General features: G+C 67.2%; 14 protein-coding genes. 4 read left to right on the top strand and 10 right to left on the bottom strand.

What is annotated here, in order from left to right; genetic code table 11:
• Positions 1-14: 14 nt before the first annotated feature.
• On the bottom strand, positions 15-785 hold the full coding sequence (locus ACEQZD_RS14650) for a glutathione S-transferase N-terminal domain-containing protein (protein WP_335629781.1): 771 nt from the start codon (positions 783-785) through the stop codon (positions 15-17).
• Positions 786-1,027: 242 nt separating this feature from the next.
• Here ACEQZD_RS14650 and ACEQZD_RS14645 point away from each other — a divergent pair, with 242 nt between their 5' ends.
• Both ACEQZD_RS14645 and ACEQZD_RS14640 read left to right on the top strand, forming a co-directional pair.
• Complete coding sequence (locus tag ACEQZD_RS14645) at positions 1,028-2,239, top strand: acetyl-CoA C-acetyltransferase (protein ID WP_335629780.1); 1,212 nt, start codon at positions 1,028-1,030, stop codon at positions 2,237-2,239.
• A gap of 24 nt (positions 2,240-2,263) precedes the next feature.
• Positions 2,264-4,423 (top strand): 3-hydroxyacyl-CoA dehydrogenase NAD-binding domain-containing protein, encoded by a 2,160-nt coding sequence (locus tag ACEQZD_RS14640; RefSeq protein WP_370186317.1) that lies wholly within the window; start codon positions 2,264-2,266, stop codon positions 4,421-4,423.
• A gap of 232 nt (positions 4,424-4,655) precedes the next feature.
• Here ACEQZD_RS14640 and ACEQZD_RS14635 read toward each other — a convergent pair whose 3' ends face one another.
• From ACEQZD_RS14635 to ACEQZD_RS14605, 7 genes are read right to left on the bottom strand one after another with little or no spacing between them, the layout of a single operon-like run.
• Positions 4,656-5,984, bottom strand: a complete 1,329-nt coding sequence (locus ACEQZD_RS14635) for an MSMEG_0569 family flavin-dependent oxidoreductase (RefSeq protein ID WP_370186315.1) — start codon at positions 5,982-5,984, stop codon at positions 4,656-4,658.
• A gap of 25 nt (positions 5,985-6,009) precedes the next feature.
• On the bottom strand, positions 6,010-6,294 hold the full coding sequence (locus tag ACEQZD_RS14630; protein WP_142949077.1) for an MSMEG_0570 family nitrogen starvation response protein: 285 nt from the start codon (positions 6,292-6,294) through the stop codon (positions 6,010-6,012).
• Positions 6,275-7,297 (bottom strand): sll0787 family AIR synthase-like protein, encoded by a 1,023-nt coding sequence (locus ACEQZD_RS14625; RefSeq protein ID WP_370186313.1) that lies wholly within the window; start codon positions 7,295-7,297, stop codon positions 6,275-6,277. Before ACEQZD_RS14625 ends, ACEQZD_RS14630 begins: the two co-directional genes overlap by 20 nt.
• Entirely contained in the window at positions 7,294-7,836 is a 543-nt protein-coding gene (locus ACEQZD_RS14620; protein ID WP_335629776.1) for an MSMEG_0567/Sll0786 family nitrogen starvation N-acetyltransferase, read from the bottom strand. The genes ACEQZD_RS14625 and ACEQZD_RS14620 overlap by 4 nt, the downstream gene beginning before the upstream one ends.
• Complete coding sequence (locus ACEQZD_RS14615) at positions 7,833-8,963, bottom strand: MSMEG_0568 family radical SAM protein (RefSeq protein WP_370186311.1); 1,131 nt, start codon at positions 8,961-8,963, stop codon at positions 7,833-7,835. The genes ACEQZD_RS14620 and ACEQZD_RS14615 overlap by 4 nt, the downstream gene beginning before the upstream one ends.
• Positions 8,920-9,960: a Nit6803 family nitrilase gene (locus ACEQZD_RS14610; RefSeq protein WP_335629774.1), complete on the bottom strand. Its 1,041-nt coding sequence runs from the start codon at positions 9,958-9,960 to the stop codon at positions 8,920-8,922. The genes ACEQZD_RS14615 and ACEQZD_RS14610 overlap by 44 nt, the downstream gene beginning before the upstream one ends.
• 12 nt (positions 9,961-9,972) lie before the next feature.
• Positions 9,973-10,455 carry an MSMEG_0572/Sll0783 family nitrogen starvation response protein gene (locus tag ACEQZD_RS14605; RefSeq protein WP_142949073.1) on the bottom strand — a complete coding sequence of 161 codons (483 nt, stop codon included), beginning with the start codon at positions 10,453-10,455 and terminating at the stop codon, positions 9,973-9,975.
• Between the two features lie 281 nt (positions 10,456-10,736).
• On the opposite strand from ACEQZD_RS14605, the gene ACEQZD_RS14600 reads away from it, so the two are divergent.
• Together ACEQZD_RS14600 and ACEQZD_RS14595 are read left to right on the top strand one after the other, a co-directional pair.
• The gene (locus ACEQZD_RS14600; RefSeq protein WP_335629773.1) at positions 10,737-12,128 is read left to right on the top strand and encodes a PLP-dependent aminotransferase family protein; all 1,392 of its coding nucleotides are present in this window, start codon (positions 10,737-10,739) and stop codon (positions 12,126-12,128) included.
• A 98-nt stretch (positions 12,129-12,226) separates the two neighbouring features.
• Complete coding sequence (locus ACEQZD_RS14595) at positions 12,227-12,817, top strand: 2-hydroxychromene-2-carboxylate isomerase (protein ID WP_214011798.1); 591 nt, start codon at positions 12,227-12,229, stop codon at positions 12,815-12,817.
• A 3-nt stretch (positions 12,818-12,820) separates the two neighbouring features.
• Here the strand turns inward: ACEQZD_RS14595 and ACEQZD_RS14590 are convergent, their stop codons facing one another.
• Together ACEQZD_RS14590 and ACEQZD_RS14585 are read right to left on the bottom strand one after the other, a co-directional pair.
• On the bottom strand, positions 12,821-14,494 hold the full coding sequence (locus tag ACEQZD_RS14590; RefSeq protein WP_370186309.1) for an ABC1 kinase family protein: 1,674 nt from the start codon (positions 14,492-14,494) through the stop codon (positions 12,821-12,823).
• Positions 14,495-14,579: 85 nt separating this feature from the next.
• Complete coding sequence (locus ACEQZD_RS14585; RefSeq protein WP_370186307.1) at positions 14,580-15,086, bottom strand: hypothetical protein; 507 nt, start codon at positions 15,084-15,086, stop codon at positions 14,580-14,582.
• Positions 15,087-15,317 lie beyond the last annotated feature (231 nt).

Below are 15,317 nucleotides of genomic sequence, written 5' to 3'. Positions count from 1 at the left end.
GGCCGCGTTGTTATTTAACGCGCGTAGGTTTCCTCCAGGTAGTCAAGAATGTGTCCGGACTCAAAGTGTTCTTCGCCGGTATTGGGATCAATCAGATAGGGAATCGCCACCCGGCCGGTGCGGGCCACCAGTTCCTGGCGGTGGCGCTGGCTCGGCTGGTAGTCCATATCAAGCGCCGCGCGCACCTGCGGCAACAGCCAGTCCTGCCATTGATCCCGCCCGCACTGGCGCACCAGGAACGGCAGCTGCAGCTCGCACAGGCGTTCGCGCACCAGCCGCGCGAACGGGCTGGCCTCGAAGGAATAAAGAATCAACGGTTCCTTGGCCGGCTCGCTGTCCTGGCTGCGCAGACCGCGCCCGCCACGCGGTAGCGACGCGGCGAACGAACTGGCCGTGCGCAAGGTACGCAGACGCCAGGCGGCGGGCGCCGGGCGACCGCCGTACTCGCGGTACAGGTAATCGATAATATCGGCGGACTCGTACAGGTCCACGCCGGTATTGGGGTCCATCAGATAAGGGAACAGTTGCTTGCCACCGAGCCTTTCCACCAGCGGCCGGTAGCGGTCGCCGCCCTTGGGGCAAGGGTAGATCAGCACGTCCAGGTCCAGGTCGGTGAGCGCTTCGCGCACCAGACGGCAGAACGGGCAGCCCTCCATGTCATACAGCTCCAGCGGCTCGGCGGGTTGCCGGCCGGCCGGGCGGGTGGCGATGCCACGGCCTTGCTGGGCCAGCGTCGAGGCCAGGGAACGGGCGACATCCAGGGTGCGGGGCAGGGGTGGGGACATGGGTAACTCCTTGATCGGTTGACGCTACGCTAGGGCCTGTCGCCCGGGCCCGCAATGGCCGTGCCGCCGCCGGCGCGGGCGTTATCGGAAAGGGCGTGTCCTTTCCGCTCAGGGCCGTTGAGCACTCCTGTCATTGTTGAGGCGCCGCCGGTGGGGCACTCTGAGCGCCTGATTTTCACAGGAGCCGGCGCTCCCGATTCGCGGGCGCCGCCGGCATTGGCCCAAGGCGAGAGGAAGGTTACATGACCGAAGCCTATATTTATGACGCTATCCGTACCCCGCGTGGCCGGGGTAAGCGGGACGGCTCACTGCACACCGTTAAACCGCTGGACCTGGTGGTCGGCCTGATCGACGAAGTTCGCGGCCGTTTCCCCGATATGGATGTGAACCGCATCGACGACGTGCTGCTCGGCGTGGTCACTCCGGTGGGCGACCAGGGCGCCTGTATCGCCAAGACCGCCGCGCTGGCGGCGGGCCTGCCCGATACCGTGGCCGGTTACCAGCTCAACCGTTTCTGCGCCTCCGGCCTGGAAGCGGTGAACACCGGTGCCCAGAAAGTCGCCTCCGGGTGGGACGATCTGATTCTCGCCGGTGGCGTGGAAGCCATGAGCCGCATTCCCATGGGCTCCGACGGCGGTGCCTGGGCCATGGACCCGATCACCAACTATGAAACCGGCTTCGTGCCGCAGGGCATCGGCGCCGATCTGATCGCCACCATCGAGGGCTTTTCCCGCCGCGACGTGGACGAGTTCGCCGCCGAATCCCAGGCCCGTGCCGCCAACGCCTGGGAAAAAGGCTACTTCCAGCGCTCCGTGGTACCGGTCAAGGACCGCAACGGCATGACCGTGCTGGACCGCGACGAGCACGTGCGCGCCGGCACCACCGCCGACGTGCTGGGCAACCTCAACCCGTCCTTCGAAGTGATGGGCGAAATGGGCGGCTTCGACGCCGTGGCCCTGCAGAAATACCACCACGTGGAGAAGATCAACCACGTGCACACCGGCGGTAACTCCTCCGGCATCGTCGACGGCGCCGCCCTGGTGGTGCTGGGCAACGAGCAGGTGGGCAAGGACTATGGCATGAAGCCGCGCGGGCGCATCGTCGCCACCGCGATCAGCGGCGCCGACGCCACCATCATGCTCACCGGCCCCGCGCCGGCCTGCCGCAAGGTACTGAAGAAAGCCGGCATGACCGTGGATCAGATGGATCTGGTGGAAATCAACGAAGCCTTCGCCTCCGTGGCGATGCGTTTCATGCGTGACATGGGCCTCGACCACGACAAGGTCAACGTCAACGGCGGCGCCATCGCCATGGGCCACCCGCTGGGCGCCACCGGCGCCATGATCCTGGGCACCGCGCTCGACGAACTGGAACGCCGTGATAAGAAATTCGCCCTGTGCACCCTGTGCGTGGGCGGCGGCATGGGCATCGCCACCATTATCGAGCGTCTGTAAACCCAACGGATTCGGAGAAAGAATATGAGTGAATCAACCATCCGCTGGGAACAGGACGCGGATAACATCGTTACCCTGATCCTGGACGATCCCCAGCAGTCCGCCAACACCATGAACGAGCGCTACATGCGTTCCATGGAAGAGATGGTCGCCCGTCTGGAGAAAGAAAAAGACCAGATCGCCGGCGTCATCGTCACCTCCGCGAAAAGCACCTTCTTCGCCGGCGGCGACCTCAATGACCTGATCAAAGTGACCCCGGAACACGCCGCCGAATTCGCCAAGGGCGTGGAAGCCGGCAAGGCGCAACTGCGCCGCCTGGAAACCCTGGGCAAACCTGTGGTCGCGGCGCTCAACGGCACCGCCCTGGGCGGCGGTCTGGAAATCGCGCTGGCCTGCCACCGTCGTATCGCGCTGAACAATCCGAAAGCGCAATTTGGCTTCCCGGAAGTCAGCCTGGGCCTGCTGCCCGGCGCCGGCGGCGTGGTGCGCAGCGTGCGCATGCTGGGCATCCAGAACGCCCTGATGCAGGTGCTGATGCAAGGCCAGCGGCTGAAAGTGGAAAAAGCCAAATCCGTGGGCATCATCGACGAGGTGGTGGACAGCCAGGAAGAGATGCTGGCCAAGGCCCGCGAGTGGATCAAAGCCAACCCCAAGTCCAAGCAACCCTGGGACGAAAAAGGCTACAAGATCCCCGGCGGCACCCCCAGCACCCCTGCCATGGCGCAGAACCTGCCGGCGTTCCCGGCCAACCTGCGCAAGCAGCTGAAAGGCGCCAACTACCCGGCACCGCGCAACATCATGGCGGCCGCCGTGGAAGGCGCCCAGGTGAGCTTCGACGACGCCCTCACCATCGAAGGCCGTTACTTCGTGGAACTGGCCTGCGGCCAGGTTTCCAAGAACATGATCACCGCCTTCTTCTTTAACCTGCAGGCGATCAACGCCGGCGCCAGCCGTCCCAACGACGTGCCCAAGTTCAAGGCCGAAAAAGTGGCGGTGCTGGGCGCGGGCATGATGGGCGCGGGCATCGCCTACGTCACCGCGCGCTCCGGCGCCCAGGTGGTGCTCAAGGATATTTCCACCGAGAACGCCGAGAAGGGCAAGGCGTATTCCGCCAAGCTGCTCGACAAGGAAGTGTCCAAGGGCAAGATGAGCAAAGAGAAGAAAGAAGAAATTCTCGCGCGCATCACCCCCACCGCCGATCCGGCGGACCTGGAAGGCGTGGACTTCATCGTCGAGGCCGTGTTCGAGAACACCGAGCTCAAGCACAAGGTGTTCCAGGAAGTGGAAGACGTGGTCAAACCCGATGCGGTACTGGGTTCCAACACCTCCACGCTGCCGATCACCGGCCTCGCCAAAGGCGTGAAGAAGCAGGAAAACTTCATCGGCATCCACTTCTTCAGCCCGGTGGAAAAAATGCCGCTGGTGGAAATCATCCGTGGTGAAAACACCAGTGATGAAGTGCTCGCCAAGGTGTTCGACTACACCCTGCAGATCAAGAAGACGCCGATCGTGGTCAACGATTCCCGCGGTTTCTTCACCAGCCGCGTGATCGGCACCTTCATCAACGAAGCCATCGCCATGGTCGGTGAAGGCCAGAACGCCAACTCCATCGAGCAGGCCGCCACCCAGGCCGGCTACCCGGTGGGCGCGCTCAAGCTGATCGACGAAATCAACATGAAGCTGTCGTTGAAGATCGCCGATGAGTACAAGGAAGCGGCCAGCAAAGGCGAAGGCGCCAACCAGGCCCATCCCGCCCTGGCGGTGATGGAGAAGATGGTTCGCGAACTGGACCGCCCCGGCAAGCTGGACGGCAAGGGCTTCTACGAGTATCCGGAAAACGGCAAGGCGCACCTCTGGCCGGGCCTGAAAGAACAGTTCGGAGAAAAAGAAGCGATTCCGTTCCAGGACATGCAGGAGCGCATGCTGTTCGCCGAAGCCATCGAAACCGTGAAGTGCTTCGACGAAGGCGTGATCGAATCGGTGGGCGACACCAACATCGGTTCCATCTTCGGCATCGGCTTCCCGGCCTGGACCGGCGGCGTGGTTCAGTACATGAACCAGTACGACGGCGGCCTGCGCGGCTTCGTGGCCCGTGCCCAGGAACTGGCCGACACCTACGGCGAGCGGTTCACGCCGCCCAAATCGCTGGTGGAAAAAGCCGAGAAAGGCGAAATCTTCAAGTAAGCCAACCCGGCGGCACCGGCCACTTTCGGTGCCGCCGTTTCAGTCCTGTTCTGTATTCTTCGGCCCCGCCTTTCGGCGGGGCTTTTTTATGGCCGCCATCCCTGGCGGCCACCCTGCGGGCCGTCGCTGGTGCGACGTTAAGAATTGCTCCCGGCAATTCTTTGTGGCCTTGTGCGAGCGGGCCTTGCCCGCGAAAGGGTGGCGCCAGCCACCCGGCGGGATACCAGAGACCTTACTGGTGTTCTGCTTTATCGGCCTCTGGGATCCTGCCGGCCGGTGTTTCCGGCCTTTCGCGGGCGGGCCCGCTCCCACAGAGCTCATCAGCCAGGTGGGTGACCACATGCTCGGCGTCCTCGGCGATGGCGTAGATGCGTCCGGAGCCCCAGGTGTGCTGCCAGGGCAGGCCCAGGAAGTAGAGGCCGGGGCTGGCGGTGACGCCGCGCTCGTGTTTCGGGTAGCCGCTGTCGTCGAAGGCGGCCGGCACCTTGATCCAGCTGAAATCCGGCGCGTAGCCGATGCACCAGATCACCGTGGTGATGCCGGTGGCGTCCAGATCCAGGCGGGTGGGATGGTCCGGTGCCGGCTCCCACACCGGGCGGTAGGGCGCTTCCGGCGGCGCGTCGATGTTGTGCCGCGCGATATGCTCGTCGATGCTGGCCTTGATGCGGGCGTTGGTGGCGTCGGCGTTGTCGAGATTTTCCCTGAGGTCGTGGCCGAACAGAATCCGGCCGCCTTCCAGGTCTTCCAGGCGCCCGTACAGGCGCATGCCTTCCAGGGCGAAGCGGCGCAGATCAATGTCGCGGCCGCCGTCGCGCCCGGTGACGTAGTGGTTGGCCTTGGCTTTGACCTGATCCTCGCTGAGGTGCTCGCGCACCGGCATGCGGTAGTGGCCCATGTCGTCCAGCCAGGCGACCACGTCGCGGCCCCGGTAGAAGCGCGAGACCCGCGGCGCGGGGCCCACCGCCAGGTGCACCTCGCGGCCGGCCAGGTGCAGGTCCTCGGCGATCTGGCAGCCGGACTGGCCGGTGCCCACCACCAGCACCGGTCCCTCGGGCAGGGCGTCCGGATTACGATAGGCGGAGGCGTCCAGCTGGGTCAGGTGGTCGGGCAGGGCGTCGGCGCAGGGCGGCACCTTGGGCTGGTGGTAGACGCTCACCGCCATGATCACCCGGTCGGCGCTCAGCGCGCCCCGGTCGGTGCGCACACGGTAGCCGCCGCCGGATCGCGGCGTGACCTCCTGCACGGTGACGCCTTCCCGCAGCGGCGGCGAAAAGGCGGCCCGGAAGCGCTCCATCCAGGCGACGATCTGGTCCTTGACCATGAAGCCGTCCGGGTCGTCGCCGTCATAGGGGTGGCCGGGCAGCCGGCACTGCCAGTTCGGCGTGACCAGGGAGAAGCTGTCCCAGCGTTCGTTTTTCCAGGCGTGGAAGGCCTGGTGCTTTTCCAGCACCAGATGGTCGATGTCATGGCGGCACAGCCAGTAGCTGGCGGACAGGCCGGCCTGGCCGCCGCCCACCACGATCACCGGGTAGTGCTGTCCTGCGAAAAAGGGCGTGGTCATGGTGGCTCCTTTCATTGATTAAGTGTCAGCCAATGCGGGTGACGGTGACGCGGGCGTCCTCGACACCGGCGAACTGCCGGCCCCGGGTTTCGATCGCCAGCAATTGGGTTTCCGCGCTGCTGCAGCGGAAACCGAACTTTTGTTCCACCCGGTCCGCGGCCAGGGTCAGCGCCTCGCGGCTGAGGCGCAGGAATTCCGGCAGCGGGTAGTCTTCGCCGCTGCGCAGATAGTCGTGGATCACGGTGGAAGGGGAATAACAATGGCTTTCGCTCTGGTCCGGCCAGCGGACGTCAAAATGCACTTCGGGCATGGTGGGCTCCAGGCTCGGGTTGAATAGCGGATTGAAGGGCGGGCGCGCCGATAAAAGGGGTGCGCCCCAGATCCCAGAACAGGCCGGCTTCTTCCTCCAGGGAGAGGGTGAGACGGTGGCCGGGGTGCACCCGGCCCACGTCGGCGATCGCCAGATCGCGCTGGCGGAACAGGCCGGTGACCGCGTCGCGGTGGGCCTCGGGCACCGCCAGCACGAAGCCGTAGCTGGGGAAGGTGCTCAGCCAGCGCGCCAGGGGCACATCGGCGGGCCGGGGCAGGGCGTTCAGTGCCAGGTGGCCGCCTACGCCGGAGCACTCCAGCAACATCAGGGTGGTGCCCACGAAGCTGGCCATGCTGATGTCCTTGGCGGCGCGGCACAGGCCGCGCTCGGCGATCAGCGGCAACAGCTCCAGGTCGCCGCGCAGCCGCTCGCCGGGGGCGTCGCTGCTGGCGTCCCAGTTGTGGCTGTCCGGTTCGCCGGGGGCGGCCGGCCGATAGGCGCCGCGCAGGTCGCAGGCCACCATCAAATGGTCGCCGGGCCGGGCATCGAAACTGGTGAGCAGGCGTTTGGCGCGGCCGATAATGGCCACCGACAACTGCGCCCGGTCGTTGTGGGCGTTGCTGTGGCCGCCCACCACCGGCACCTGGTATTTGCCGGCGGCCCGGCGCAGCCCCGCCATGATCGCGTCCGCCTGATCGGCGCCGGCGCTCCACAGCGCGTCCACCACCGCCGTGGGCCGGCCGCCCATGGCGTAGATGTCGCTGACGTTGACCATCACCCCGCAATAGCCGGCGAAATCCGGGTCCCGCGCCACGAAGCCGTTGAGGAAGCCTTCAATGGCGAACAGCAGGTAGCCGTCGCCGTCGGCCAGGACGGCGCAGTCGTCGCCCACCGGCACGGCGCCGTGCGCGGCCTCCAGGTCGCGCAGCATCGGCGCGATATCCTGCTTGTGCTGGAACGCCGGGCTGTCACGCAGGGCGTCCATCAGGGCGGTGAGGGTCATGAGGCCCTCCTGCCCACCGCCACCAGCGGCAGGGTGCCACCGTGCACCGGCGGATAGTGGGCCAGATCGGCGCGCATCAGCACGTGCGGCCTGCCGTGCAGGTCGAGACTACGCAGGGTGCGCCAGTGCAGGCTTTCGAACAGGGCCTGGTTGGCGGCCTGCACGGTGGCGAAAAAAGCGTTACAGCCGCGCGCATGGGCGCTGCCCACCGCCAGCCGGATCAGGGCGCTGCCCAGATGGGCGTCGCGCCGGTAGCCCGGCGCCACCGCCAGCCGGGAGCCGTACCAGATGCCGGGCCGGTCGCTGTGGATGCGCACCGTGCCGACCACCTCGTCCGGGCCGCCGGCCAGGTAGGAGAGCGCCACCAGGGTGGTGGCGTGTTGGTCCAGGGCGTCCCGGTCGTGGTCCTGGAACAGCCCCTGCTCCTGGCAGAACACGCGGCGGCGCAGCGCGGCGGCGGCACGCTGCTCCCAGGCCTGGTCCGCCACTTTGACGGCGTACTCCCGGGGGCGGAACGGGGTGACCGGTTCCAGGATCATGGCAGGCTCTCCATATCCGTCGACGCGTCCTCGAAGGTCGACAGCGACGAGCAGGCGCCGCAGCGTCCGCAGCCGGCCTTGATGTCACGGGAACGCAGGTCGCCGTCGCGCAGCATGGTCGCCAGCGGTTCCAGGATGCTGGCCATGTGAGCGGACGACGGCGACGGATGGTTCGCCAACGGTGTGCCGGAGATCGGCACGAACGGCACCACGAACGGGTAAACGCCCAGCTCGATCAGCCGCCGGCAAAGCGCCAGGGTGGTTTCCGGGGTGTCGCCCAGTCCGGCCAGCAAATAGGTGCTGACCTGGCCGCGCCCGAACACCGCCACCGCCTCGGCGAAGGCGTCCATGTACTGCGCCAGGCTCACCGAGGCCTTGCTGGGCATGATTTTTTCGCGCAGCGCCGGGGTGGCGATTTCCAGGTGCATGCCCAGGCTGGCCACGCCGCTGTCGCGCAGGCGCCGGAACCAGGCCGGGTCGTCCGGCGGCTCGCATTGCGCCTGGATCGGCAGGTCCACGGCGGCGGTGACGGCGGCGGCGCTGTCGCACAGGATGCGCGCGCCCCGGTCCCGCAGGTTGGGGGTGCCGGTGGTCATCACCATATGTTTGACGCCGTCCAGCGCCACCGCCGCCCGCGCCACCTCGGCCAGCTGCGCCGGGGTTTTATGAGCGATGGTGCGGCCCTCCTTGAGCGACTGCTCGATGGCGCAGAACTGGCAGGAGACCTTGCGGTTGTTATAGCGGATGCAGGTTTGCAGCACGGTGGTGGCGAGCACGTCCTTACCGTGCAGGGTGGCGATGTGCGAATAGGGCACGCCATCGTCGGTGCGCAGGTCGTAAAAGCGCGGTGTCGGGGTGAACGCCAGCCGGGCGATTTCCCGGCCCTCCCGGGACAGGGCGCCGCCGTCGTCGCCGGCGGTGCCCAGGCTGTACGGTGACTGATCGGCGCCGGCGGTGTGCACCGGGATCATCACCACCCGGCCATCGATCGATAGCGCCTTGTGGTCCGAGGGGCCGGCGCCGCCGCGCCGGCTGGGGGCGCCGTGGCCGGCGTCCTCCAGGCGTACGCCGCGGGTCTGCAGCTCATTGATGAGCTGTTCGGTGGACAACGCTTTGCTCGCGGTCATCGCTATCGCTCCTCTCGGACGGAGATTGGAAAGTGGCCACGGTGGGCGCCTGGTCGTCCGGTTTCGGGACGTCGTGCCAGGTGGCCGCCGGCCGTCGGTCGATCATCAGGCTGAGCAGTTCCGGGCGGGCGTAGTGGCCCACCGAATCCATCATCCGTTTGCGTTTCAGAATCAGCGCCATGTCCAGGTCGGCCACGCACAGGCCTTCGCCTTCGGTGATCGGCTCACCCAGTACCTTGCCTTCCGGGGACACGATCATGGTCATGCAGCCGCCGCGCAGGGCCTTTTGCTGGGCCGGGTCGTCGGTGATTGATTCAATCTGGTGGTCCTCCAGCCAGCCGGTGGCGTTGACCACGAAACAGCCGGATTCCGCCGCATGGTGGCGCATCGCCGCCTCGATCTGGTCGGCGAACACCTGGCCGACCATGGAACCGGGAAACTGGGCGCAGTGGATTTCCTCGTGCTGGGTCATCAGCGCGTAGCGGGCCAGGGGGTTGTAGTGTTCCCAGCAGGCCAGGGCGCCGATGCGCCCGACGCCGCTGTCCACCACCTTCAGGCCGCTGGCGTCGCCCTGGCCCCAGATCATGCGCTCGTGGTAGGTGGGCGTGATCTTGCGGCGCTTGAGCAGCAGGCGGCCGTCGCGGTCGAACACCACCTGGGTGTTGTAGAGCGTGCCCCGGTCCCGTTCGTTGACGCCCAGCACCACCACCATCGAATGGCGGGCGGCGAGGGCGGCGACCCGGTCCAACTCCGGGCCGGGCACCGTCACCGCCTGTTGGTAGAGGGCAAGGTGGTCCGCGCCGGAGAACGCCGGGGCGCGCACGAACGAAAAATACGGGTAGTAGGGCAGCAGGGTTTCCGGGAAGACGATCAGTTGCACGCCCCGCCCGGCGGCCTCCTCGAGGGTGGCGCACACCTTGTCCAGCGTGCCCCCGGGGGTGCGCAGGTCCGGCGCGATCTGCGCCGCCGCCGCCCGTACCGTTGCGGCTTCGTTCATGGCGCCGCTCCCTCAGGTGGTCCAGGTGTCGAGGATGAAGGCGCCGTCCCGGCGGTGCAGCAGCACCAGGTCCAGCACGTCCAGGGGATTGATTGGTCTGATCCCCTCAATCAATGAAGGCTCGCCGTGGCCGTACAGCGCCTGAAGCGCGAACCGGCAGGCGTACACCTTGCCGCCTTCCCCCATGAACTTGGTGATCTGGTTGTTGACCGCCATATGGCCGGGGAACGCCTCGTCACCCAGGGTCGGGAAGCCACGCTGCACGCCCAGGGTGACACCGGGGCCGTACAGCAGCACCGAGGTGTCGAACCCTTTGCGCTGCAAGCGCGTGGCCTGCAACATATTGACCAGCCCGATGGACCCTTCGAACGCCACGGTATGGAAGGTCACCAGGGCTTTCTCGCCCGGCTCCGCCTTGACGTCTTCGAACACCTTTTCTTCGTAGTCGACGAAAAAATCGCCTTTCTGATGCGCTGCTTTCTCTACGGTGGGCATAACCGTCTCCCTATGCTTTGAGGTTGGCCGAAGGCGGCGCCGATGGGGCCGCGCTCCGTAACCGTTCAATTGCAATCAATATGCCAATCAAGAGGTGAAATGATTGATTGGTCGGTGCCCTTATGGCTCAATAGGCGGCGAATCCCGTGGCGCCGCGAACAACCGGCCGGCGGGCAACCAATCAAAGCGCCGGGCGGCGCCCACCCTGATGAGCGACACTGGTGCACGGGGTGGCTCCGATCAGTGCGAAAAGGCGCCGCCGGCCGGCGCGGAGCGTGCCTATGACCTCATCCCAGGAGGCCTGGCGACCGGTTCTCAAGAACAGCGGCCAGCCAGTCTATATTCGTATCGCCGACGCCATCGGCGACGACATCCTGGCCGGCCGGCTGGGGGTCGGCGAGCGCCTGCCACCGCTGCGGGATCTGGCCGAAACCCTGCAACTGAACTACGCCACCGTGTCGCGGGGCTACGGCGAGGCGCAGCGCCGTGGTCTGATCTATTCGCGGGTCGGGCAGGGCTCCTTCGTGTGCCGGCCGGGCCGCGCCAGCCGCCGCAGCGCCAGCGCCGACCGGGCGGTGGACATGACCATGAACCTGCCGCCGGAACCCCGCGACCCGCTGCTGCGCGAGCGCATGGAAGCCGGGCTGCGCGCCCTGGGGCCGGACCTTCAGCCGTTGATGCGCTACCAGGAATTCGGCGGCTCCATGGAGGACCGCGAAGCGGCGGTGGCCTGGCTGGAGCGGCGACCTTTGACGGTGAGCGAGGACCGGGTGCTGGTGTGCCCCGGGGTGCAAAGCGCCTTGCTGGCGGTGCTCGGCAACCTGGCCCGGCCCGGCGACGTGGTGCTGTGCGAGGCGCTGACCTACCCGGGGCTGCGGGCCATTGCCGGGCAGCTGGGCCTGCGTTTGGTGGGGGTGCCGCTGGACGACGACGGCATTGATCCGGACGCGCTGGCGAAGCTGTGCGCGGAACATCATCCCAAGGCGTTGTACTGTAATCCGGTGCTGCTCAACCCGGCGGCGGTCACCTTGAGCGAAGAGCGCCGGCACCGGGTGGTGCAGATCGCCCGCCGTCATAACCTGCCGATTATCGAGGACGACGCCTACGGCCTGCTGCCCACCCACCGGCCGCCGGCGTTGGCGGCGCTGGCCCCGGAGCTGACCTATTACCTGTGCGGTTTCAGCAAGTCGTTGGGGGCCGGGCTGCGCATCGCCTACCTGGCGCTGCCCTCGGCCCGGTTGCGCTCACGGCTGGCGGTAACCTTGCGCGCCACCACCGTGATGGCATCGCCGATCACCGCGGCGCTGGCGTCCTGCTGGGTCCAGGACGGCACCGCCGACCTGGCACTGACGCTGACCCGCCGTGAGTCCCAGGCGCGCCAGGAACTGGTCGCGGAAATCCTGGCCGGCGCCGACTACCGATCGCACCCGGAAGCGTTCCACGTCTGGCTGCGGATGCCGCCCGCCTGGAGCCGGGTGGCGTTCGCCGCGCGGCTGCGCGCCCAGGGCATCAATGTGGTGGTCAGCGACGCCTTCGCGGTTAACGGCAAGCCGCCGGAAGCGGTGCGGCTTTGCCTGGGCGGCCCCGCCAGCCGCCAGGATCTGGGGCATGCCCTGCATGTGATCGCCGACGCTCTGCAGCAGCCGGGCGCGGCCAGTGCCGGCTTTTTCTGAGCCGTCCGTACTTTCGGAGGGCTGGCCAACGCCGGCCCGATGGGGAATGCTTGGCCCACTGTCCGAGTGGGGAAGAGTCAAAGTGGGGGAGCGCTGATATGGCGGATCTGGAATTCTGGTTCGATTTCGCCAGCCCGTACGCCTATCTGGCGGCGGAGACCATTGAGCCGGCCGCCGCCGAGGCCGGCGTGCGGGTGGTCTGGAAGCCGTTCCTGCTGGGCCCGATTTTCAGCGAGCAGGGCTGGACCGATTCGCCCTTCAACCTTTACCCGGCGCGGGGCCGTTACCTGTGGTTGGATCTGCAGCGCGAAACCCGGCGTCTGGGCATTGCCTGGCGCCGGCCCGCGCGCTTTCCGTTCAACAGCACCCTGGCCACCAAAACCGCCACCTGGATCGACACCGGGTTCCGGCTGCCGGCGTACTGCCGGGCGGTGTTCCGGGCCGGCTTCGCCGAGCGTCGTGATCCGGCCACGCCGACGGTGATCGAGGAGTGCCTGCGTCAGGCCGGGCTGGACCGCGCGCCCCTGGACCGGGCGCTGGCGGAAGGCGGTGGTGAGCGCACCCGGGCCGACGTGGCGGCGGCCCGGCAGCGGGATATTTTCGGTGCCCCGTCGTTCGTGGTGAACGGCGAACTGTTCTGGGGTAACGAGCGTCTCGGCGCGGCCCTGGAGCGCGCCTGGGTGGGCTAGCACTCAGGCCCGGGGTGCCAGCCCCCAGCGCTGCCACCAGGGAAGCGTTTCAGGTGTCGTCGCCCGCTGGGGGGCGTCGCCGAGTGTTTCCGGCATGGTGAGATAGCGCAGCACCAGACGGCCTATATCCAGGCGCGGCTGATAATGCAGAAACAGGCCGCCCAGGGTGCCGAACACCCGCGCCAGCATCACGAACTCCGCCGGTATTTTTTCCACCGGGTCGTCCTCCATGCGGATCAACAGCGCGCGCACCTGTTCCATCAGCGCTTCCGGGCCGGGCCACTGGGCGCCGGCGCCGCCGGTTTCCAGCATGGCGACCCGTATCTGATCGAGCAGGGCGTCGGTGAACGCCAGCAGGGTGTCCGGGCGACCGCTGCGGGTGGCGAAACCGAGCTCCGCCAGGGTCTCCGCGATCACCGTCCGTTCGCCGACAATGGCGGCCTGCAGCACCCGGAAATAGCCGCGCCGGTAGGTCTCCGGCAGCGTCATGGTGCAGCCGAAGTCGAGCACCACCACGCGGCCGTCGTCGTCGACCATCAGGTTGCCCGGGTGCGGGTCGGCCTGGAACACGCCGCCCACCAGCACCTGCCGGAACCAGGCGTCGAGCAGGGCGTGCAGGATTCCGCTGAGGGCGTCCTGGTCACCGCGTTGGTGGTGCTCGTCGAGCACCGTGGTGAGCTTGCGCCCGTGAATGAATTCGCTGGTCAGCACGCGCCGGCTGCACAGGGTGTCCACGGTGGCGGGGACGGTGACCGCCGGTTGCGCCGCCAACTGGGCGCGCACCCGCCGCATGGCGTCGGCTTCGCCCAGGTAGTCCAGTTCGTCGCGGACAGTACGCTGGATTTCCCCGATGATGGTGTCGAAGTCCATCGGCGGCAGGGCGCCGCGCACACTGTCGATGAACACCTTCAACAGTGTCATGTCCAGTTCGATGACCTCATCCAGACCGGGGCGCTGGATTTTCACCGCCACCTCGCGGCCGTCAGCCAGCCGGGCACGGTGCACCTGGCCGATGCTGGCGGCGGCCAGCGGCTGCGGATCGAAGCTCTGGAACAGTTGCTCCAGGGGGGCGCCGAACTCCTCCTCGATAACCGCGCGCACCGCCTCGAAGGTTTCCGGGCGGGCCTGGTCCTGCAGCTGGGCCAGTTCTTCCACCCAGGCGGCGGGCAGCAGGTCCGGGCGGCTGGACAGGATCTGCCCGATCTTCAGGAAGGCGCCGCCCTGTTCCAGGGAGGTCTTGCGGAAGCGGCGCGCGTTCTTGCGGTGCAGGGCGGTCAGTGCCGCCTGTTGCATGCTGGAGGGCAGGAACGCCGAACGCGTGCCCCAGAGCCGGTAACTGGCCACCACGCGGGTGAGCATCCAGCCGGTCACCGACAGCCGTTTCAGCCTGGCGGGCCAGCGCTTCGCCTCGCGGGCCAGCTCCTGGCACTCACCGGCCACGTCGCCGGCGCCGCTCTCAATGGCGCGCCAGGCGGACAACGCCTGCTGCGCCAGCTCACGGCCCTGCCAGGCGGTGCGTTCGATGGCTTTGAGCGTGCCTTCCATCACCGCCAGCCAGGCGCGCAGGCCGCTGTCCTGCTGGTGGCCGCTGAAGGCTTTCAGCGCCGGCCAGTGGCGGTCGTGGCTTTCCATGTCGGTCCGTTCAGCAGTGTCGGTGGCTTGCCGGGATACGGTCATAGGGGCGCCCCTTGTCATTTAATGTATTACAAAATAGGACAGCCGGACCGGTCTTGCAATGGCGATGTGAACACTTGTTACAAAATTACCCGGCGGGGTCTTTGTCGAGGCAGTCCTGGCACAGCCACACCACCGGGGCGGCGGGCTCGGTGGTCAGCCCGCGCAGCGCCTTTTGCCCGCGGGAGAGGGTGACACCGCACTGGGTGCAGTGGGTGGGCTTGTTGACGATCACTTCCTGCCAGGCGTCCACGGCGTCGAGCAGGGCACGGGCCACGGTGCCGCCCTGATCGGCGGGCACGAAAGTGGCCGGCGCGCGGGCCTGGCCCTTGGCGGCGGAGGCCAGGCGGCGCGCGTCCCGGGCCACGTTATCCACCAGTTGCGAGGAATCGGCGACGATGCCGTCCACCAGCCGGAAGCTGTCTTCCAGCACATTGCGGATCAGGTGGGACACGGTTACCCGTTCCCGCTCGGCGGCGTGGCGCAGGCTGTCTTCCAGGTCCTGGGGCACGCGGGTCTGGATCACCCGGTCCTTGCGTTCACTTTCCGGCGCCGGCCGTCTTCCACGGCGGCTTTTACGCGGCTTGTCGGTCATGGTGGTCGGTCACGGCTTGTTGGTTCGAGTCACCACAATGTACTACAAAAAAGCTCACCACGCTTCAGGGGCGCCCTAAAGGTGTTCGGGATCCTCGAGCAGGGTGTCGGCGCGGGCGAGGATCGCGTCCCGTTTGCTCTCGGCCATGCGGCCCCAGGCTTTGTAGATCATGCTCATGCGCGGGTGCTTCTCGAAGCGCCGCCGGTGGCGGTGGATGAAATGCCAGTAGAG

This window comes from Alloalcanivorax sp., from assembly GCF_964221125.1.
In the GTDB taxonomy this organism is placed as follows: Bacteria; Pseudomonadota; Gammaproteobacteria; order Pseudomonadales; family Alcanivoracaceae; genus Alloalcanivorax; species Alloalcanivorax venustensis.
Note: the sequence above shows the minus strand (reverse complement) of the source record. Positions and strands in the feature narration are given on the sequence as shown.

Excerpts from the sequence above, each read along its gene's own strand:
- ACEQZD_RS14650 (WP_335629781.1), bottom strand. The coding sequence starts at position 785 with ATGTCCCCACCCCTGCCCCGCACCCTGGATGTCGCCCGTTCCCTGGCC.
- ACEQZD_RS14645 (WP_335629780.1), top strand. The coding sequence starts at position 1,028 with ATGACCGAAGCCTATATTTATGACGCTATCCGTACCCCGCGTGGCCGG.
- ACEQZD_RS14640 (WP_370186317.1), top strand. The coding sequence starts at position 2,264 with ATGAGTGAATCAACCATCCGCTGGGAACAGGACGCGGATAACATCGTT.
- ACEQZD_RS14635 (WP_370186315.1), bottom strand. The coding sequence starts at position 5,984 with ATGACCACGCCCTTTTTCGCAGGACAGCACTACCCGGTGATCGTGGTG.
- ACEQZD_RS14630 (WP_142949077.1), bottom strand. The coding sequence starts at position 6,294 with ATGCCCGAAGTGCATTTTGACGTCCGCTGGCCGGACCAGAGCGAAAGC.
- ACEQZD_RS14625 (WP_370186313.1), bottom strand. The coding sequence starts at position 7,297 with ATGACCCTCACCGCCCTGATGGACGCCCTGCGTGACAGCCCGGCGTTC.
- ACEQZD_RS14620 (WP_335629776.1), bottom strand. The coding sequence starts at position 7,836 with ATGATCCTGGAACCGGTCACCCCGTTCCGCCCCCGGGAGTACGCCGTC.
- ACEQZD_RS14615 (WP_370186311.1), bottom strand. The coding sequence starts at position 8,963 with ATGACCGCGAGCAAAGCGTTGTCCACCGAACAGCTCATCAATGAGCTG.
- ACEQZD_RS14610 (WP_335629774.1), bottom strand. The coding sequence starts at position 9,960 with ATGAACGAAGCCGCAACGGTACGGGCGGCGGCGGCGCAGATCGCGCCG.
- ACEQZD_RS14605 (WP_142949073.1), bottom strand. The coding sequence starts at position 10,455 with ATGCCCACCGTAGAGAAAGCAGCGCATCAGAAAGGCGATTTTTTCGTC.
- ACEQZD_RS14600 (WP_335629773.1), top strand. The coding sequence starts at position 10,737 with ATGACCTCATCCCAGGAGGCCTGGCGACCGGTTCTCAAGAACAGCGGC.
- ACEQZD_RS14595 (WP_214011798.1), top strand. The coding sequence starts at position 12,227 with ATGGCGGATCTGGAATTCTGGTTCGATTTCGCCAGCCCGTACGCCTAT.
- ACEQZD_RS14590 (WP_370186309.1), bottom strand. The coding sequence starts at position 14,494 with ATGACCGTATCCCGGCAAGCCACCGACACTGCTGAACGGACCGACATG.
- ACEQZD_RS14585 (WP_370186307.1), bottom strand. The coding sequence starts at position 15,086 with ATGACCGACAAGCCGCGTAAAAGCCGCCGTGGAAGACGGCCGGCGCCG.